This is a genomic window from Exiguobacterium sp. FD-YE-25-4 (assembly GCF_057004685.1).
In genome coordinates this window covers 960,294-976,626 of record NZ_CM168041.1, presented here as the reverse complement: position 1 = coordinate 976,626, position 16,333 = coordinate 960,294, and the positions used below count along the sequence as shown (strand labels likewise).

Genomic DNA, 16,333 nt, shown 5'->3' with positions numbered 1-16,333 from the left:
TCACCCTCTCTGTAATTCCATTGCATATGCGTCTTTCAGCCCAGTCATGACTTGACGAAGACGCGTCATTTCAATGCCCTGATTCGTCTGATACGCGCATCCCATCTCGATCTCCGGAAGCTCTTCGTCGTCGTCCGACGCGAGCACATGTTCACCGATCGCTAAAAACTTCGGATGGAGCAGACTGGCGGTGATGACCGCTTCCTCCCATCCTTCGACACCGGCACGCACATTTCCTCGTATCGTCCCTAAACAATATATGCTGCCCGTTGCCCGAACCTCGGACCCCGGGTTGATGTCTCCGATAATGAGCACCGAGCCATCGAAATCGAGCACTTGCCCGCTTCGAATCGTCCCGCTATGGTAGTGGAACGTCTTTTTGCCGTAGGTCGCTTTCGCCTCTTCGGTCAACATGACCTCGCTCGACAGCTCCTCGATATAAAAAACGCCATGACGAGCGACGACTTCACGAATTTGACGTGACAGCTCCTCGTCGATGTAACGAGTACCCGCGTGCAATTTGAGTGCAATCTTCCCAGAGGGCGGCTCCATTTCTTGTAACGTGGCCTCAAGCTCTCCGAGCACCTCATCGATGCCACTCCGTGGATTGAAGTGGATTGCAATACCGTTGCGATGTCCTTTTATCGTAATATGTCGTTTACGCTCCATCATGGCTACCCTCTTTTCGCTACAGGCCGCGGCGCCACGTATCGTGTCATCGGCACGTATAACAGTGCGATGGCGACAGCGTTGACGGCGAGCGTCCCTGGAATCTGTTCAACTAATAGTGTTTGAATGGTCATGGTCGTCCCACCGACCGCCGTCATGACACTGAAAATCCCGAAAGAAAACACGAGGATCATGAATGTGAACGTGATGACGACCGAGAAGAAGTTCTCACCTATATATTTTAACACGAAGCTGACTAAGAGAGGAATGAGTGAAAAAGTAAATAAGTAAATTCCGAGCAAGTCGGTGTAGACGATGTCATACAATAGCCCGAAGACGAGACCGAATCCGAGCGCCGACTCCCAGCGGCCATACAAACTGACGTACATCAAGCCGATCAACGTCAAATACAAGAACGGCGTCACATAGTGCCATGAGAAGATGGCGGCCCATGTCCCTTCAATAAGAAAGAGGAGGAACAGGGCGATGAACACTTTCATGTTACTCACCCGCTGCTCCTCCTTCCTCGGGACCCGTCAAGAACGGTTCGTCTAGCGTTCGATCGATGACAAACATTTGCGAGAACTCGTTGAAGTCCGCCTCAGGTTTGATGCGGGCGACTTGAGACACGCCGTATTCGTCGGTTTCGATCGACTCAACCGTACCGATGACGAGACCGGCCGGATAGCGCCCACCGAGACCTGACGTCGACACGATTTCGCCTTCTTTCAACTTGACGCTGTTCGAGACCTTCGTGAAGAAGAGCTCGTTCGTCTCGCTGTCGAAGCCGTCGATCGTCCCGTACGTCGCTTTGCCGTCCGCGTCCTTGACGACGGCCGAGACGTTGTTCGTCCGGTTGTTGTCAGAGAGGAGTTGCACTTGCGACGTATAGGCGCTCGTTTGGATGACGCGACCGACCATACCGCCGGCGGCCGTGACGGCCATGCCTTTCTCGACACCGCGCTCTTCCCCGACGTTGACCGTTACGTAGCGCTGCCAGTCGTTCGGCGTACGCCCGATCACTTCGGCGGGAATCAAGTCAAAGTCACGGAGCGACGTGTCGGACGCCTCGACCATTTGCCGCAATTCTTCGTTCTCACGGCGCAGGTCATCGGCCTCGACCGACACTTCCGCGTATTTCGTCAAATGTTGTTTCAATTGACGGTTCTCTTCATAAATATCTCGTACGTTCGAAATCGAGGACACGGTACTGTCCATCCAGCCGATCGGCACCGTGAACACCCGTTGGAACGTTCCGACCACATCACGCGTGACGTCTTGGTACCAGGCGGATTCCGACCGTCCTCGAATCGAAACCCCTAAAATCACAACGAATAAGATGATACCGATCAGCGTGATGATGAGCTTTTTATTGCGTACGAACCGGCTCATCGTGTGTCACCACTCATCGACGCGACGAGATGCCTGATTTTGAACGGAGGACGTCCATCATTTCAAGAGATTTTCCTGTCCCGATGGCGACGCAATCGAGCGGCTCATCCGCGACGAGTGTCGGGATGTGTGTCTCGTCCGAGATGACGTCATCCAAGTTTTTAAGGAGGGCTCCACCGCCTGTGAGGACGATGCCGCGGTCCATCACGTCAGCAGCAAGTTCCGGCGGCGTCTGCTCGAGCGTTTGTTTCACGCCCGCGAGGATCGCTTCGACCGTATCCGAGAGTGCTTCGCACACTTCAGAAGCCGAGACTTCGATTTGTTTTGGAAGACCTGTCACGAGGTCGCGACCACGGATTTCCATTTTCTCATTCTCGTTCGAAGCGTCGATGCGAGCCGAACCGACTTCCATCTTGAGCGTCTCTGACGTCCGCTCCCCGATCATGAGGTTGTATTTGTTTTTGATGTAACGAATAATGGCGTCATCCATTTCGTCACCGCCGACACGAATCGATTGGCTCGTCACGATGCCGCCGAGTGAGATCACTGCGACTTCGGTCGTACCGCCACCGATATCAACGACCATCGAGCCTGTCGGTTCCCAAACCGGGAGACCGGCGCCGATTGCTGCCGCGAACGGTTCTTCGATCGTGTACGCTTCACGTGCGCCCGCTTGCTTGGCTGCGTCTTCGACGGCACGTTTTTCGACTGACGTGATGCCGCTTGGCACACAAATCATGACGTTCGTCTTCGATGAGAACAAACCGCTCTTCGACTTCTGTGCTTGCTCCATGAAGTATTTGATCATCGTCGCTGTCGTCTCGAAGTCGGCGATAACCCCATCTTTCATCGGACGGCGTGCCGTGACGTTGCCCGGCGTACGTCCAATCATATCCTTGGCCTGGTTACCCACGGCCTCAATTCTACCTGTATCTGTACGGAACGCCACTACGGACGGTTCACGAACAACGATGCCTTGACCTTTTACATAAACGAGCGTATTTGCCGTTCCAAGGTCGATTCCGATTTCTCGGTTAAAACTACGAAACATACGTGCTGCTCCTCTCTTGGTTACACTATTTTTTATTATAACGGAAAAATCATGTTTGAAAACGTTCATTCGATTACAGGTTATTTACAATAACGCGAATCTCAGTCCTGTCTCACCGTTTATTAGTGTGCCTTCTTTTCGGCAAAAAGGCAAATCAAAAAGCAAGCGCGTGAAAGCGCCTGCCTAGATTTTTATGGGTTCTCGTCAAATCTGCTTTAACGTCTCGAATACGGCGGTTTGAAGCATCGGTCGGTTTACATCGTACAATTTCACGAAGAAGCTCTTTAGAAACGTTTTCACGTTATGGACGACGTGCCAATACTGCTCGGGCTCGAGTTGCTGCTTTTGTGCGCTCAGTTGAGCCGGTAAGCCGTCTAATAGAACGACGATTTCGTGCTCGTCCATCCCGCGCTCTAGCAAGGCGAAGATGGGATTCAGCAAGCGCTCATCCTCATCGTGCAAATAAACGGTCGGAAACACCACTTTGTCCCACAGCGCCTCGAGAATCTCCCCGAACTCCGTCTCGTCGAGGTGCGGATGCAGGACGAGCTCGTCGAAGGCATCGGCCACATGGGCGATCGCATGGGCCCAACCTTTTGTGGGCACGTACCCTCTCGTATCGATTTCACAATCGAGATATGCCAGGAGCTTCGCTTTCAACATCTCGAGATTCGGTTCCGATAAAAACCTTTGCTGGCGGTCTTGATACAAAATCAAGGCAATCAATAGCGTCGAGAACGCCCGCGTGAAGACGGTATCTGATGCCGTCTCTCCGATGCCGTGGAACAAGTGGTATTTGAGCGTCGAATTGAATAGACCAGTCAGTTGTTCGTTCGTCAGTTGTTCGTCTTCGATGATGAAGCGATAAAAGAGCGTGTAAATCAACTGATCTCGAAGCTCCGCATCCGTCGATCCAATATGATGGAGCATCGATTGTATGACCCGCTCCTCGTCTAATTCCTGTAACCGAACCGTCCCGTCCTTGATGTCCGTCAACATCAACTTCAAATCCCGTTCCTGATAGATAGTCTCCTCATTCATATCTGATCACATTCCCTCTTCGTAGGTCGTATAGAACCGTATACTCTCGGTTTTCGACGCCGCGTTTGATGACTCCTCTAAACAAACAAAAAGCAGGCACGGATGCGCCTGCTTCGTTCGAATGACAAGTTGAAGATTAGAGACCTGGCTGGAGCGGGAGCAAAAGCATCGATCCGTAAAAGACGACCGAGAAGATGAGCACCGGCCGAAAGAATCGGGACGGACGGACGCGGGTCGCCCCTGCCAAAAAACTCGACACCGTCACGACGAACAAGTAAATCCCGATATACATGAAGATGAGTTGCGGAATGACTTGCCACACCTGAAGGTCGATTGATGAATTGAACCAAGCGACAAATAGAGCAGCATACGCGATCAATGCGCCAATCCCGATGCCGACACCGACGAGCGGTGAGACGCGGTCGAGCCAATGATCCTCACGTTGGAACCGTTGAAACAGCGCCACACTGATGAAGATGAACAACGCGAACACGAGAAGCGACAGTACGAGTGGCTCAAGCGGGACGAAACTGGCGACGAGCGCGACAACAAGCATCAATAACCAAATCAATTTTTCCATATGAACACCTCGTCTGTCAGTATAGCAAACGAATGTTTCATTTGGAAATTAAATCCCAGTTTCAAACATTCATACACCCTCATTGCTTCATACAAAAATGATCTCAGGTTATGGATGACGTGCTCATACGCTTTAGGCTCAAGTCTAAACTATCATCTATAATCATTATGTTCTTGAAGCGGCATATTGATTTAATTTAAATGGACCAACAACGACCACTATCTGACTGTGACGATGGCCGATTATGGCCTATAATTTATGTTAGACATGATTGAAAAATTTAAGTGAAGAGGAGAACCTATGATTAAACAATGGTTATTCGCTCTAAGTCGGATCACAATCGCTTCACTCGCGTTTTATCTTGGAAATCTGTCGACGGTTGATCCGGTTCAGATTTCTGGGAATGGTAACCCTGCTTTATTGTTTATTCCTATCCTTTTGCTCCTTGCACTGTTCATCATGAATGATTGGATCAAAGTGATGAAGTTTTTCAACTCTAATTCCCGTATATTACTCCCTCTGTTGTTCATCATCGGGATCGCTTTGTTTTTCATCTATGAACAGCAGGTTGATAATTATCACGAGCGTAAAGAGTACGTCCAACAAGTAGTCATTGAACGAGAGTATAAGATTACTGATCCTCTCTTCCTTGAGAGAGTGACGAGTATTACATATACGTATATGAGTAATCAACTCTTTAACTTAAATACGTTTGTTATATATATTCTACTGACGTTAGCCATGGCGATCATGTATGTCTTATGGACTCGACGTAGGTCGCCCATTTCGAGTCCTTCATCGAGTAAATAAGGACAAGCCAAAACCACCCGCTGTGAACTACCCCATAAACGTTGGACATGACCATCCAACATTTATGGGGTTTTGTTTTGAGGGAATGTAGGAAACATGGAGTCTGAACAAAAAAGCAGACGCACATGCGCCTGCCCCCTGTTCAACCATTCATATACCCACGTTGCTTCATACTGACGTAATGGTCCTCGCCGATGATGACGTGGTCGAGACAAGCGATGCCGACGATGTGACCGGCCTCGACGAGCCGCTCCGATACCTCGATATCTTCCCGGCTCGGGGTCGCGTCCCCGCTCGGGTGGTTATGGACAGCGATGAAACAAGCGGCCGACAGTTTGAGCGCCTCGCGAAACACGTCACGTGGATGAACAATCGACGAATTGAGCCCACCGACGAACAGCGTCTTCCGGGCGATGAGCTGGTTCTTCGTGTTCAAATACAGACAGATGAAATGTTCCTGATTCAAGAGCCGGAGTTCATCACGGAGCAGTTCATAGGCGTCCTGTGGCGAACGGATCGTCGGCGTCTCCACTTTCGGTTCCTCGACGTAACGGAGACCGATCGCGAACGCTGCGAGCAACTGCTCAGCTTTCTTCTTCGTCATGCCCTCGATTTGACAGAGGTCGCTCACGGACGCCTGCGACAGCGCCCGGAGCGTCGGATATACGTCGGACAGCCGTCGGGCCGTCTCGTGCGGGTCGCCACCCCTGCCCCCGATTTGGAGCAGCCGGGCGATTGCGGATTCAACACTTCGGTCGAGCACCATGGTCATTCCTTCACCAACTTTCGCTTCAATCACAGAAAGCGCGGCGCTACCCCGTGTCGTTCGAGCGTCTCGACGAGCGGACGAATCGGCAGACCGACGACGTTATAAAAGTCCCCTTCGAGCCGTTCGACGAACAGACCGCCCGACCCTTGGATGCCATAGGCGCCAGCTTTATCGTACGGCTCCGTCGAATCGAGATAGCCGTCGAGCCACGCGTCCGGGATGTCGATGAACGTGACGTGCGTCGTCGTGACGAACAAGTCTTGCCGCTCGGGCCCGATGATGCTGACACCGGTGAGCACTTCGTGGGTCGCCCCCGATAAGCGCTGTAGCATGTCTCGCGCGTCGTCCCGGTCTTTCGGCTTCTCTAAGATCGTCCCGTCTAAGACGACGACCGTATCCGAGCCGATGACGATGGCGTCACGGTTGTCGCGGGCGACGTCCATCGCTTTCTCGCGAGCGAGGCGTCCAACGTACTCGTCCGGATGTTCCCGACCGTTCGTCCCTTCGATGACGTTAGATGGGATGACCTCATGACTGATCCCGGCCTGGCTCAACAGCTCGGTCCTCCGTGGCGACATCGAGGCGAGGATGACACGTTTCTGTGTTGGTTTCATTGTAACGACTCCTTCCATATGTGCGTAACGGGCTTCTTTTCCGTATCACACTTCACTGTCGATTGTAGGCAAACGGGCAGGCGTTTACAATCCAAGACGCCTCAAAAAAACGCCCCTTCTTTTTGAAGGGACGTTCGAATCATGGCGTCGTATAGTCGTACACCGGGATGTCTTTCGGGGTGAACGTCTGCGCCGGTACGTAACGATCGTCTGTGAGTTGATCGAGGTCCGGACGATAGAACGCATCGAGTTCGACCGTGAAATCGAGCGGCTCGGCCGTCTCGGTCGTGTTCGGCCCCGTCTCCGTCGGTCCAGTGAATTGGACCGTGCGCAAGATGTGAATTCGGTTCATCGATTCGACCGACTCGAGGAACAAGACGAGCGACTCGTACGTGTCGGCTTGGAGCGACACCGTCGAGCGGATTGACGAGGCGTTGACCGGCGTGATCTCAACCGGTTCGGCCGGTTCAGCCGTCGCGCTCACATCGTTCGGTTCCGGCTCGTCGATGTCTTCCGGCACTTCCGATTCGGCGATGACACCGTCGGCGAAAGCGATGCTCGTGACGCGCACGTCAGACAGTTGGCTCGCCTGCGATAACGTCTCGACGACCGTGTCGAGGGCTGCCTCGGTCGGGACACGCGTCTGGAGGCGCTGCGAGTCGGCGACGTCGACGACTTCCCCTTCTTGGCGCAACAGTTCGAGCTTCGTCTGCTCGAGCGACAGTTCTCGCTCGAGCGACTTGACGTTGCCTTGGTGGATGAAGTATTGGTAGCCGAAATAAGACGGTACGGCGATGGCTGCGAACAAACAGATTGTAAAAATCAAATAAATCGTCGATCGTTTCATTCGCTCACCACCTCCTCATCGGTCGTCTCTTCCGTCTCGCCGTCCGGTGTCTCACCATCTGGGGTCTCCCCTTCTGGCGTCTCCGGTTCGGCATCGATGAACGTGAAAGTAAACTCGCCGATGTAGCGTGGGAGCGGTTCGTTCGTCGAATCGAGCACACTCGGACTGAGCGGCTCATCGGTGTCCGTCTCTTCCTGCTCGGTCTCCGCTTTCGTCTCGGTCGTCACGCCAAGCAGCTTGACGTTCTCAAACCGCGGGTCGTTCAAGAGCGAGCGTTGGAACGCATTCAAATCGGCGAGCGTCTCGAACTGAGTACGCACACTCATGAGCGAACCGTCGGCGTAGTTATACGTCAATACGTAACCCGTCGGCGGCAATTGCTCGGTCAACGCCCGGAGCGCCGGCACGGCCCATCGTTCTTCAGCTGTGAGCGCAGTCACCGTCTGGTCGAGCGATAGGACTTGCTGACCCTTTGAGTTCACTTGCTCGGTCTGATAGATGCGGACGAGCTGCAACTGCTCCTCGACCTGGGCCTCGTTCCGCTTCAACTCGTTCACTTCATAAAACAAGTAACCGGTCGCCCCGCCACCGATCAAGAGTGCGAGCAGGCTCGCGATGATCGGCCAGCGGAGCGTCACATCGGTCGAGTTGATGAAGTTGGCGTCGTGCTCTTTGTCGAGCGTCGCCATCCCGAGGAGCGGCAACATCTGGTGCGACAATGGCGTCGCGTGAGACAGTGGAAGCGGGTCGGCGATCCGTTTGACCGGCACCATCGCCTCACTTTCAATCGTCTGGACGAGATCGTCAAGGTTCGGGACCGTCCCCGAGACGAGCAACTCGTCAATCGGGCGTCCGTCCGTCCGGAGCGAGTAGCGATAGAAGTCGAGGAAACGGGCCAGCTCGTTCAGCCACTCGTCTGTCTGCGTCGCGAGCGTCTCTTTGGAGCCGCTATATGTATACGTGACAAGCCCATCCGTCGTCTCGGCGCGGTACGGGAGGTCGGTCTCGATGGCGCGGATGAAGCGGACCTGGCCCTCTTCAAGGACGAGCAACTGATGCGCGAACGGTGTCACGTGCCAGAGGAGCGTCGACTTGAGCGGGTCGAGCGTCTCGAGTCGGGCCACCCCGTTGGCGATGGCGACCGGACGCGGTACAATCTTCTTCAATTGGAACCCACGTTTTTTCATGTAGGCGCGGATGGCTTTCGTCAAATCGACCGAGACGGCGTGAAGCATGACCTCGGTCTTCGTCTCCGTCTCGCCGAGCACCTCGTAGTCGAAGGCGACGTCGTCGAACGGCAAGATGATCGAGCTGCCGATTTCCATGAACAGATAGCCGCGAATCTCATCTTTCGGGATCGTCGATGGGATCTCGACTTTACGGGACAATACCTCGGTCTCGGCCATATCGACGGCACAGACCATCCCTTTTCGGACTTTCAGTTTGCGGCACAGTTCGTCGAAGGTGAGACCGAATGCGTTCTCGTCTTCAATTTGTCCCCCTACGTAAGCGCCTTTCGCCAATTGGACGGACGCGCTGCGTTTGAACACGCCTTGTTTAATCACGGCCCCGTGGATGCTGAGCGCATCGAACGAGAAATACGCGACCGTTCCTTTCTCTATAGACCGGCTCATGCTGGTTTCCCCCTACATCAAATCAAAATACCAATCAAAGAAGCGTTCGCTGAACCAAAACGTCAGCATCGTGCCAAGTGCGATCGACGGCACGAACGGAATCGGCTGTTTGCGATCCATCCGTTTCAAACCAATCAGTGTCAGTCCGACGATTGCTCCAATCAAGCTCGATAAAAATAAGGCGACGAGGACGTCGCGCGGCCCGAGCACGAGCCCGATTACTGTAAATAGTTTGACATCGCCGGCCCCAAGTCCCCCCTTGGAGACGAAAAAAACGGTGGCGAGGACAGAAAAGCCGAGCGCCGCTCCGGCAATCGGGCTCCACCAGGTCACACCCGCGCCATAGGCGAACAATATGAGGACCGGTGCCGTGAACAGCAAAATGACGTTCGGGACGAGCATCGTCGACAAATCGGACATCGCGAGTGCGAGGAGCGTCGATAAGAAGACGAAGGCGAGGAGCGTCGTGAGGCTAAAGCCGTAAAGCCAGAAGCTATAGGCGTAACCGACCGCTCCGAACAGTTCAAAGAGCGGGTACGTCGGCGCGATCCGCCCGCCACAGCCGCGGCACTTCCCGCGTAGGAATACGTAACCGAAGACCGGAATCAGTTCCCAAGCGGATAAGACGTGTCCGCATGACGGACAGTGCGAGCGCGGCGTGACGATGGACTGTTTGCGTGGCACGCGGAGCCCGACGACGTTCGTGAATGACGTGATGACGGCCCCGAGGACGAGACTGTAAATAAGTCCGATGAATTCAACCAATCAAGGTCACTTCCTTACTTGTAAGTATATGCCAAAAACAGAAAACCGGCTAGGCTGAGCGAGTGCCCAGCGCCAGCCGGAAGATTCTTAGTTATAAGTGGCAACTGACTCTTTATTTAGAGCGCTTGATGCAATTGTACCTGCATCAGTTGCGGCTGTACCAATTTGTTTATTACCTTGGCTCTTTAACCAAACTTTGTAAGTGTATTTATTGTCTGTTCCTTTATCTACAAACACTACTGCATTTGTATAGGCTGTCCCAAAAGGATCTTTCATCGTGTCCATTAAACTAGAACCATCTTTTCCAGTAGTAGGATCTGCACCAACGAAGCGAATTACTGTATTATCAGCCACTTCATTTGACGCCACATATAATTTGGCAGCGTTAACCATCTGCTTCGCATCGGCAACCATCGCATCTTTCTTCGAGTTCTCGATAATTCCACCAATCGCGACAACGGCGATGGCTGCGATAATCCCTAAAATTACGACGACGACGAGTAACTCGACGAGTGTGAGTCCGCGCTCATCTTTCAATTGTTTGGCATCTTGCCAAATCATTTTCATTTTCTCTAACATGATTCATTCTCCCCTTTTGTGTGTTGTGCTGTGATGTAAGCTAGATTCATTACCTTTGACCTAATACTAGTAGAACAATTTTACTATACATTCAAAATTTAGGATTGAAAAGATACAAATCTGCAAATAAATAAAAACTTTCTACTGATTTTGGATATCGCCATAAATTTGGAACATCGGGACGACAATCGCGATGACGATGACGCCGACGATGCTCGCTAAGACGACGATCAACAGTGGCTCGATAATCGATTTCAGGCGGTCCGTCGTCGTCTCGACCTCGGTCTCATAAAACTCTGCGACCTCGTTCAACATCGAGTCCAAATCCCCGCTCTCCTCGCCTACCGCAATCATTTGCGTCATGAGCGGCGGGAAGCTATCGTTCCGTTCGAGCGGTTCATGGAGCGGGATCCCTTGCGCCATCATCTTACGTGCTTGAGCAAGACCTTTGCGGATGACACGGTTCGAGACAATCTTCTCGGTGATCTCAATCGCCGACAAAATCGGGACCGCCGCTTGCAACAAGACGGCCAAACTTCGGGTCAATAAGGCGATTTGCGACTTTAGGACGATCGGCCCAAAAATCGGCATTTTCAACAGCAATCCATCAATCACATACCGTTCCTTGTCGCGCTTCAACATCCACGTAAAGACGAGCAGTGCGAGAAGCGCCCCACCGAAGATGAGCCACCAATAGGCGGCAACGAAATCGGAAACGGCGACGACGATACGCGTGATGAGCGGGAGTTCCCCACCGAGCTGTCCGAAGATGCTCGCGAACGTCGGGACGACGTTCACCATGAGGAACGCGACGACGCCGATGGCGACGATCGACACGACGAGCGGATACGTCAACGCCGAGATGACTTTCCGTTTGACGTCATATTGTTTTTGGAGCTGGAGCCCGATTTGCTCGAGCGCCTCCTCCAAATTCCCGCTCGCCTCACCCGCAAGTGCCATCGAGCTGAAGAAGTTCGAGAACACGCGCGGATGTTTCTTGATCGCCTCCGAGAACGCGATCCCTTCGCGCAAATCGTCCTCGACTTGGCTGAGCGTCTTCTTCAACACTTTCGATTCAGTCTGGACGCGCAAGATGGACGTGGCCCGGACAATCGGCACACCGGCCCGGATGAGCGTCGCGAACTGGCGCACATACATAATCAAATGTTCAATCTTGACCCGCTCGGGGAGCAAGTTGACTTCTTTATTCAACCCTGTCGACTCGAGTTCAGCGAGCTCGGTGACGAGAATCGATTCTTGGCGCAGCTTTTCTTTCGCTTCGCGGAGCGAGACGGCAGTGACCCGCCCTTTCTTACGCTTCCCGTTCAGCAATTTACCTTCATATTGGAAGATGGCCATTCAGTCACCTCTCTTCATTTGGTACGGCGTTCGGGTTGATGACGCCTTGACGGACGAGCTGTTCGATCGCCATGTCCATCGTCTGCATCCCGTTCTGCCGGTTCGTCTGGATGACGGTCGGGAGTTGGAACTCCTTCTCGTTCCGAATCAAGTTGGCGACGGCCGGATTGCCGATCATGATCTCCATCGCGGCGACACGTCCTTTCGGCACGTCGACACGCGGGAAGAGACGCTGACTGACGACACCGAGCAGGACGTTGGCGAGCTGGGTCCGGATTTGGTCCTGTTGCTCGGCCGGGAACGCGTCGATGATGCGGCTGACGGTCGACATCGCACTCGACGTGTGGAGTGTCGCCATGACGAGGTGGCCCGTCTCGGCGGCCGTCATCGCCGTCGAAATCGTCTCGAGGTCGCGCATCTCACCGAGCAAGATGACGTCCGGGTCTTGCCGGAGCGCGGCCCGCAGACCGTCGACGAACTTCATGACGTCGGAGCCAATCTCGCGTTGGTCGACGATGCTCTGGTCGTGCGAATGCAAATATTCAATCGGATCTTCAAGCGTGATGATTCGTTTCCGCTGCGTCCGGTTGATCTCATGGATCATCGCGGCGAGCGTCGTCGATTTCCCTGATCCCGTCGGTCCGGTGACGAGGATAAGCCCGTATGGCTTCTCGATCAGTCGCTTCAGCACTTGCGGCAAATCGAGCTCGTTCATCGTCGGGATTTCCCCGGAAATGGAACGGAACGCGATCGCGACCGTGCCCCGTTGGTAATAGGCGTTGACGCGGAACCGCGACACGCGTGGGACCCCGAACGAGAAGTCGAGGTCGCGCTGCATCTCGAGGCGGCCCCGCATCTCTTCGGTCATGATGTCTTTCAAATAGCTTTCGATATGGAGCGGCAACACTTTCTCGTCCCCCATCGTGATGAGGCTCCCGTCGACCCGGATAATCGGCGGCGAGCCGGCGGTCAAATGGATGTCCGAGGCGCGTTGTTCGACCGCTTTCGTTAAAATCACTTCAATCGACTGATGGATCATAGGCTCACTCCGTTATCACTGTTCTCAATATTTCCTCGGTATTCGTCAGCCCGAGCGCGACTTTCTCAAGCCCATCGGCGAGGAGGAAGCGGACGCCTTGGTCTTTCGCATAGGCGACCATCTCGGCCTCCGTCGCTTGGTTCATGATCAGGCGGCGCAACCCTTCATCGATTGGCACGACCTCATGGATGGCGAGCCGTCCGCGGTAACCTGTGAAGTTACATGACGCACAGCCGTTGCCGCGCATGATCCGGTCGACCGGGACGCCTTCAGCGGCAAACAGTTCCTGTTCCCGTTTCGAGACCGGCTGTTCATGACCGCAGTCCCGACAGACGCGACGGACGAGCCGCTGGGCGACAAGTCCAGACGTCGATGCGGCGACGAGGAACGGTTCGACCCCCATGTCAATCAAGCGGGTGATCGAGCTGATGGCCGAATTCGTATGTAACGTCGACAATACCAAGTGACCGGTCAACGATGCCCGGATGGCAATCTCGGCTGTCTCGGTGTCCCGAATCTCCCCGACCATGACGATGTTCGGGTCTTGTCGCAAAATCGAACGCAGACCCGACGCGAACGTCAAGCCGACTTTCGAATTGACTTGGACTTGGTTGATGCCGTCGAGTTGATACTCGACCGGGTCCTCGACCGTGATGATGTTTTTCGATTCATCGTTCAGTTCGCGCAGCGACGCATAGAGCGTCGACGATTTCCCTGACCCGGTCGGCCCGGTGATGAGGATAATCCCGTTCGGCCGTTTCAGCATGTCGCGATACACTGCCTCGTTCTTGTCGCCGAAGTCGAGTTTCGTCAAATCGGTCAACCCTTCCGACGAGTCGAGCACCCGGATGACGATTTTCTCGCCATACATCGTCGGGAGCGTCGAGACGCGGAAGTCGTACGGGCGGCCCCGGAGCGTATATTTGATACGTCCGTCCTGTGGCAAGCGGCTCTCGGTGATATCTAGGTTACTCATGACCTTGAGGCGCGTCAGCATGACGCTTTGAATCTTCTTCGGATAGATGGCTTCGGTTCGTAAATCACCGTCGACTCGAAGACGGACATGCAGCTGCTTCTCGTGCGGATCGAAGTGGATATCTGAGGCGCGCTGATCGATCGCGCTCAAGAAGAGCTGATTGACGAGCCGGATGACCGGAGCGTCATCACGCGATGCGGTCTCTTCCCGGTCAAGTTCAGGCGCTTCTTCTTTTAAAATCTCGATGAGTGACGCGTCCATCTCGTAAAAGCGGCTAATCGTCTTACGAATCTGTTCGCGCGTGGCGATCCCGACCTCGATGTTCATCCCCGTCTGCAGACGCACGTCATCGATGGCGATCAAATCGAGCGGGTCCGCCGTCGCGATGAACAGTGTATTACCTTGTAACGAAATCGGCATGATGTCATGTTTTTGGGCGATGACTTTCGGGACGAGTTTCGTCACGGTGACATTGATGTCTTCTGAATATAATGAAATGACCGGCACGTTCAACTGCTCGTGCAACACTTGAATCAGTTGCGTCTCGGTCAAATAGTTCAATCGCATGAGCGCGTCCCCGAGTTTCTCTCCGGTCCGCTTTTGAGTAAGTGCTTCGTCTAGCTGTGTTTGCGTGATCATCCCCGCCTCGACGAGCATCTCGCCGAGCCGTTTCTTCATTCGTCTCAACTTACTTCACCATCCTCTGTGGTACCTCCTGTGCGACGTCTCGCTGTTCGATGAACGCACTGAGTGCCGCACCGCCGGCCAAACCGAGGGCGAGGAGGACCCACGCCCACCACGTCCGCTCGAGCCCTTCGACATACAGGCTATACACGCCGAGCGAGAGCACGGCGACGAGTAACGAGATGACTCCTTTCGTCTCCCGCTTCCGAATGTATGGAATCGACAAGGCGAACACGGTCAATGTGGCAAGTACCCAAAAGGCGATCAAAATCAAATAACCGATCATCCGACTGCCCCCTCACTTGGCACCGGGTCCTGTTCATACACCGGTGGCTGTTCTTCAAACTCATTCAATCCGTCATCCTCTACATCGTCATCGAACGGGTCATCTTCCAGTGATTCGTCCGGGAAAGTTGGAATCACCGGTTCGACCGGTTCAGGAGGCGGGAGCGGGACGGAACTTTTCGTCACGATCTCCGGGATCGGCTCGTAAAAATCAAATCCGAGCAGTTCGAGCGACTCGCCCGTATCCGTGATGCGGACACGATACAATTTGCCCGACTCGCCGGTCTGACCGGACTGGGTCACAGAGGAACTGCCGGCCGTGAGCGACGGCGAGAAACGGACGATGTTTTGATATGGGACGCTCGTCACGTCTTCGACGCGCGACTCGTACGCTCCAACGAATACTTTACCGAGCAATTGGACCGTCATCGCGTTCCCTTCTTCTAAGACGATGAGCGCGTATGGTGTCTGTTCCGTGTTCTGTACGGCGAAGTTCGAGCGCTCGTCGACTTTGACATCATAGCCGAGCTCGATGCCGGTCGGGAGCGTCTCATGTTGAACCCGTTCTAGGATTTGGAACGGTGTCGCCGCGAACAATTGATACATCGAGGAACCGAGCGTGCTGAGCGCCTCAAAATCTTCCCCGAACGCTTTCAAGCTGAAGATGTCCCCGGCTTCCATCTCGAAGCCATTCATCCGCTCGAGTGCCGAGCGCATCGCTGGCGTCGGACTGACCGTGATCGAAGCGACGACTTCACTCTCCGTCGCCGTCATCTCGAGGACGACGTCTGAGTTCAAATTCGAGGCGGATTCGACGAGCGGCGGTGTCACCATCGAGAGCGTCACCGGTTGGTTCTCTAAGTACGGTGTCAATCGCTCTTCGTCGACCGTCGTGACGAGCGGATATGTACCCGATTCAGTGACCGCCTTGAGTGTCGCGTCGACGTTGAACGAGACGACATCTTTGCCGACCTCGATCGCCGTCCCATCGACGAGCGTCACCGTGAACGGCGTGTTGTTGAAGTCTTTGATGGCGTTATCGATTCGGACGATCGCTTCTTCTTTCGTCATCCCCGACACGTCGATGCCGGCCACGGTCGTCTCTTTATATGTAGCAGTCGTCTTCGCCGAGGCATCGAGATAGTTCACGAGCCCGATCGTCGGCAACGACACGAGCAGGACTAGCCCCGCCAGGATGAACAGGTGCATCCCATATCGCTTCATTCCATTTCCCCCTCT

18 protein-coding genes are annotated in these 16,333 nt (G+C 54.1%); 1 reads left to right on the top strand and 17 read right to left on the bottom strand.

The features are described from left to right. From AC13H5_RS05020 to AC13H5_RS04995, 6 genes are all read right to left on the bottom strand, one after another. The gene (locus AC13H5_RS05020) at positions 1-669 is read right to left on the bottom strand and encodes a septum site-determining protein MinC (RefSeq protein ID WP_232939187.1); all 669 of its coding nucleotides are present in this window, start codon (positions 667-669) and stop codon (positions 1-3) included. A gap of 5 nt (positions 670-674) precedes the next feature. Further along, complete coding sequence (gene mreD, locus AC13H5_RS05015; protein WP_052090206.1) at positions 675-1,169, bottom strand: rod shape-determining protein MreD; 495 nt, start codon at positions 1,167-1,169, stop codon at positions 675-677. 1 nt (position 1,170) lies between these two features. Beyond that, entirely contained in the window at positions 1,171-2,061 is an 891-nt protein-coding gene (gene mreC, locus AC13H5_RS05010; protein ID WP_034776861.1) for a rod shape-determining protein MreC, read from the bottom strand. Positions 2,062-2,074: 13 nt separating this feature from the next. After that, positions 2,075-3,112 carry a rod shape-determining protein gene (locus AC13H5_RS05005; protein WP_034776859.1) on the bottom strand — a complete coding sequence of 346 codons (1,038 nt, stop codon included), beginning with the start codon at positions 3,110-3,112 and terminating at the stop codon, positions 2,075-2,077. Between the two features lie 204 nt (positions 3,113-3,316). After that, positions 3,317-4,153 (bottom strand): DUF2785 domain-containing protein, encoded by an 837-nt coding sequence (locus AC13H5_RS05000; protein WP_214797101.1) that lies wholly within the window; start codon positions 4,151-4,153, stop codon positions 3,317-3,319. Positions 4,154-4,289: 136 nt separating this feature from the next. Next, positions 4,290-4,733 (bottom strand): hypothetical protein, encoded by a 444-nt coding sequence (locus AC13H5_RS04995; protein WP_251131344.1) that lies wholly within the window; start codon positions 4,731-4,733, stop codon positions 4,290-4,292. Between the two features lie 300 nt (positions 4,734-5,033). Between AC13H5_RS04995 and AC13H5_RS04990 the strand changes: the two genes are divergently transcribed. Continuing rightward, a complete protein-coding gene (locus AC13H5_RS04990; protein WP_483546426.1) occupies positions 5,034-5,543 on the top strand; it encodes a hypothetical protein in 510 nt (169 codons plus the stop codon). Between the two features lie 142 nt (positions 5,544-5,685). On the opposite strand, the gene radC is transcribed toward AC13H5_RS04990, so the two are convergent. The 11 genes from radC to AC13H5_RS04935 form a co-directional block, all read right to left on the bottom strand. Next, positions 5,686-6,309, bottom strand: coding sequence for a RadC family protein (gene radC, locus AC13H5_RS04985; RefSeq protein WP_235420135.1), 624 nt, complete (start codon positions 6,307-6,309; stop codon positions 5,686-5,688). Positions 6,310-6,338: 29 nt separating this feature from the next. Further along, complete coding sequence (locus AC13H5_RS04980; protein WP_034776855.1) at positions 6,339-6,926, bottom strand: Maf family protein; 588 nt, start codon at positions 6,924-6,926, stop codon at positions 6,339-6,341. Positions 6,927-7,065: 139 nt separating this feature from the next. After that, positions 7,066-7,773, bottom strand: a complete 708-nt coding sequence (locus AC13H5_RS04975) for a hypothetical protein (RefSeq protein ID WP_034776853.1) — start codon at positions 7,771-7,773, stop codon at positions 7,066-7,068. Then, the gene (pilM, locus tag AC13H5_RS04970; RefSeq protein WP_483546425.1) at positions 7,770-9,407 is read right to left on the bottom strand and encodes a pilus assembly protein PilM; all 1,638 of its coding nucleotides are present in this window, start codon (positions 9,405-9,407) and stop codon (positions 7,770-7,772) included. Before pilM ends, AC13H5_RS04975 begins: the two co-directional genes overlap by 4 nt. Before the next feature lie 12 nt (positions 9,408-9,419). Next, positions 9,420-10,172: a prepilin peptidase gene (locus AC13H5_RS04965; protein WP_483546424.1), complete on the bottom strand. Its 753-nt coding sequence runs from the start codon at positions 10,170-10,172 to the stop codon at positions 9,420-9,422. Positions 10,173-10,259: 87 nt separating this feature from the next. Then, positions 10,260-10,751 carry a prepilin-type N-terminal cleavage/methylation domain-containing protein gene (locus AC13H5_RS04960; protein ID WP_483546423.1) on the bottom strand — a complete coding sequence of 164 codons (492 nt, stop codon included), beginning with the start codon at positions 10,749-10,751 and terminating at the stop codon, positions 10,260-10,262. 141 nt (positions 10,752-10,892) lie between these two features. Next, the gene (locus AC13H5_RS04955; RefSeq protein ID WP_483546422.1) at positions 10,893-12,110 is read right to left on the bottom strand and encodes a type II secretion system F family protein; all 1,218 of its coding nucleotides are present in this window, start codon (positions 12,108-12,110) and stop codon (positions 10,893-10,895) included. Positions 12,111-12,114: 4 nt separating this feature from the next. Then, the gene (locus AC13H5_RS04950) at positions 12,115-13,149 is read right to left on the bottom strand and encodes a type IV pilus twitching motility protein PilT (RefSeq protein WP_214763798.1); all 1,035 of its coding nucleotides are present in this window, start codon (positions 13,147-13,149) and stop codon (positions 12,115-12,117) included. A gap of 4 nt (positions 13,150-13,153) precedes the next feature. Then, positions 13,154-14,812, bottom strand: coding sequence for a GspE/PulE family protein (locus tag AC13H5_RS04945; protein WP_483546421.1), 1,659 nt, complete (start codon positions 14,810-14,812; stop codon positions 13,154-13,156). A 1-nt stretch (position 14,813) separates the two neighbouring features. Then, a complete protein-coding gene (locus AC13H5_RS04940; protein WP_483546420.1) occupies positions 14,814-15,095 on the bottom strand; it encodes a hypothetical protein in 282 nt (93 codons plus the stop codon). Next, positions 15,092-16,318: a G5 domain-containing protein gene (locus AC13H5_RS04935; RefSeq protein WP_483546419.1), complete on the bottom strand. Its 1,227-nt coding sequence runs from the start codon at positions 16,316-16,318 to the stop codon at positions 15,092-15,094. The genes AC13H5_RS04940 and AC13H5_RS04935 overlap by 4 nt, the downstream gene beginning before the upstream one ends. Positions 16,319-16,333: the final 15 nt, after the last annotated feature.

Coding starts and splice junctions, on each gene's coding strand:
- AC13H5_RS05020 (WP_232939187.1), bottom strand. CDS start 669: ATGGAGCGTAAACGACATATTACGATAAAAGGACATCGCAACGGTATT.
- mreD (WP_052090206.1), bottom strand. CDS start 1,169: ATGAAAGTGTTCATCGCCCTGTTCCTCCTCTTTCTTATTGAAGGGACA.
- mreC (WP_034776861.1), bottom strand. CDS start 2,061: ATGAGCCGGTTCGTACGCAATAAAAAGCTCATCATCACGCTGATCGGT.
- AC13H5_RS05005 (WP_034776859.1), bottom strand. CDS start 3,112: ATGTTTCGTAGTTTTAACCGAGAAATCGGAATCGACCTTGGAACGGCA.
- AC13H5_RS05000 (WP_214797101.1), bottom strand. CDS start 4,153: ATGAATGAGGAGACTATCTATCAGGAACGGGATTTGAAGTTGATGTTG.
- AC13H5_RS04995 (WP_251131344.1), bottom strand. CDS start 4,733: ATGGAAAAATTGATTTGGTTATTGATGCTTGTTGTCGCGCTCGTCGCC.
- AC13H5_RS04990 (WP_483546426.1), top strand. CDS start 5,034: ATGATTAAACAATGGTTATTCGCTCTAAGTCGGATCACAATCGCTTCA.
- radC (WP_235420135.1), bottom strand. CDS start 6,309: ATGGTGCTCGACCGAAGTGTTGAATCCGCAATCGCCCGGCTGCTCCAA.
- AC13H5_RS04980 (WP_034776855.1), bottom strand. CDS start 6,926: ATGAAACCAACACAGAAACGTGTCATCCTCGCCTCGATGTCGCCACGG.
- AC13H5_RS04975 (WP_034776853.1), bottom strand. CDS start 7,773: ATGAAACGATCGACGATTTATTTGATTTTTACAATCTGTTTGTTCGCA.
- pilM (WP_483546425.1), bottom strand. CDS start 9,407: ATGAGCCGGTCTATAGAGAAAGGAACGGTCGCGTATTTCTCGTTCGAT.
- AC13H5_RS04960 (WP_483546423.1), bottom strand. CDS start 10,751: ATGTTAGAGAAAATGAAAATGATTTGGCAAGATGCCAAACAATTGAAA.
- AC13H5_RS04955 (WP_483546422.1), bottom strand. CDS start 12,110: ATGGCCATCTTCCAATATGAAGGTAAATTGCTGAACGGGAAGCGTAAG.
- AC13H5_RS04950 (WP_214763798.1), bottom strand. CDS start 13,149: ATGATCCATCAGTCGATTGAAGTGATTTTAACGAAAGCGGTCGAACAA.
- AC13H5_RS04940 (WP_483546420.1), bottom strand. CDS start 15,095: ATGATCGGTTATTTGATTTTGATCGCCTTTTGGGTACTTGCCACATTG.
- AC13H5_RS04935 (WP_483546419.1), bottom strand. CDS start 16,318: ATGAAGCGATATGGGATGCACCTGTTCATCCTGGCGGGGCTAGTCCTG.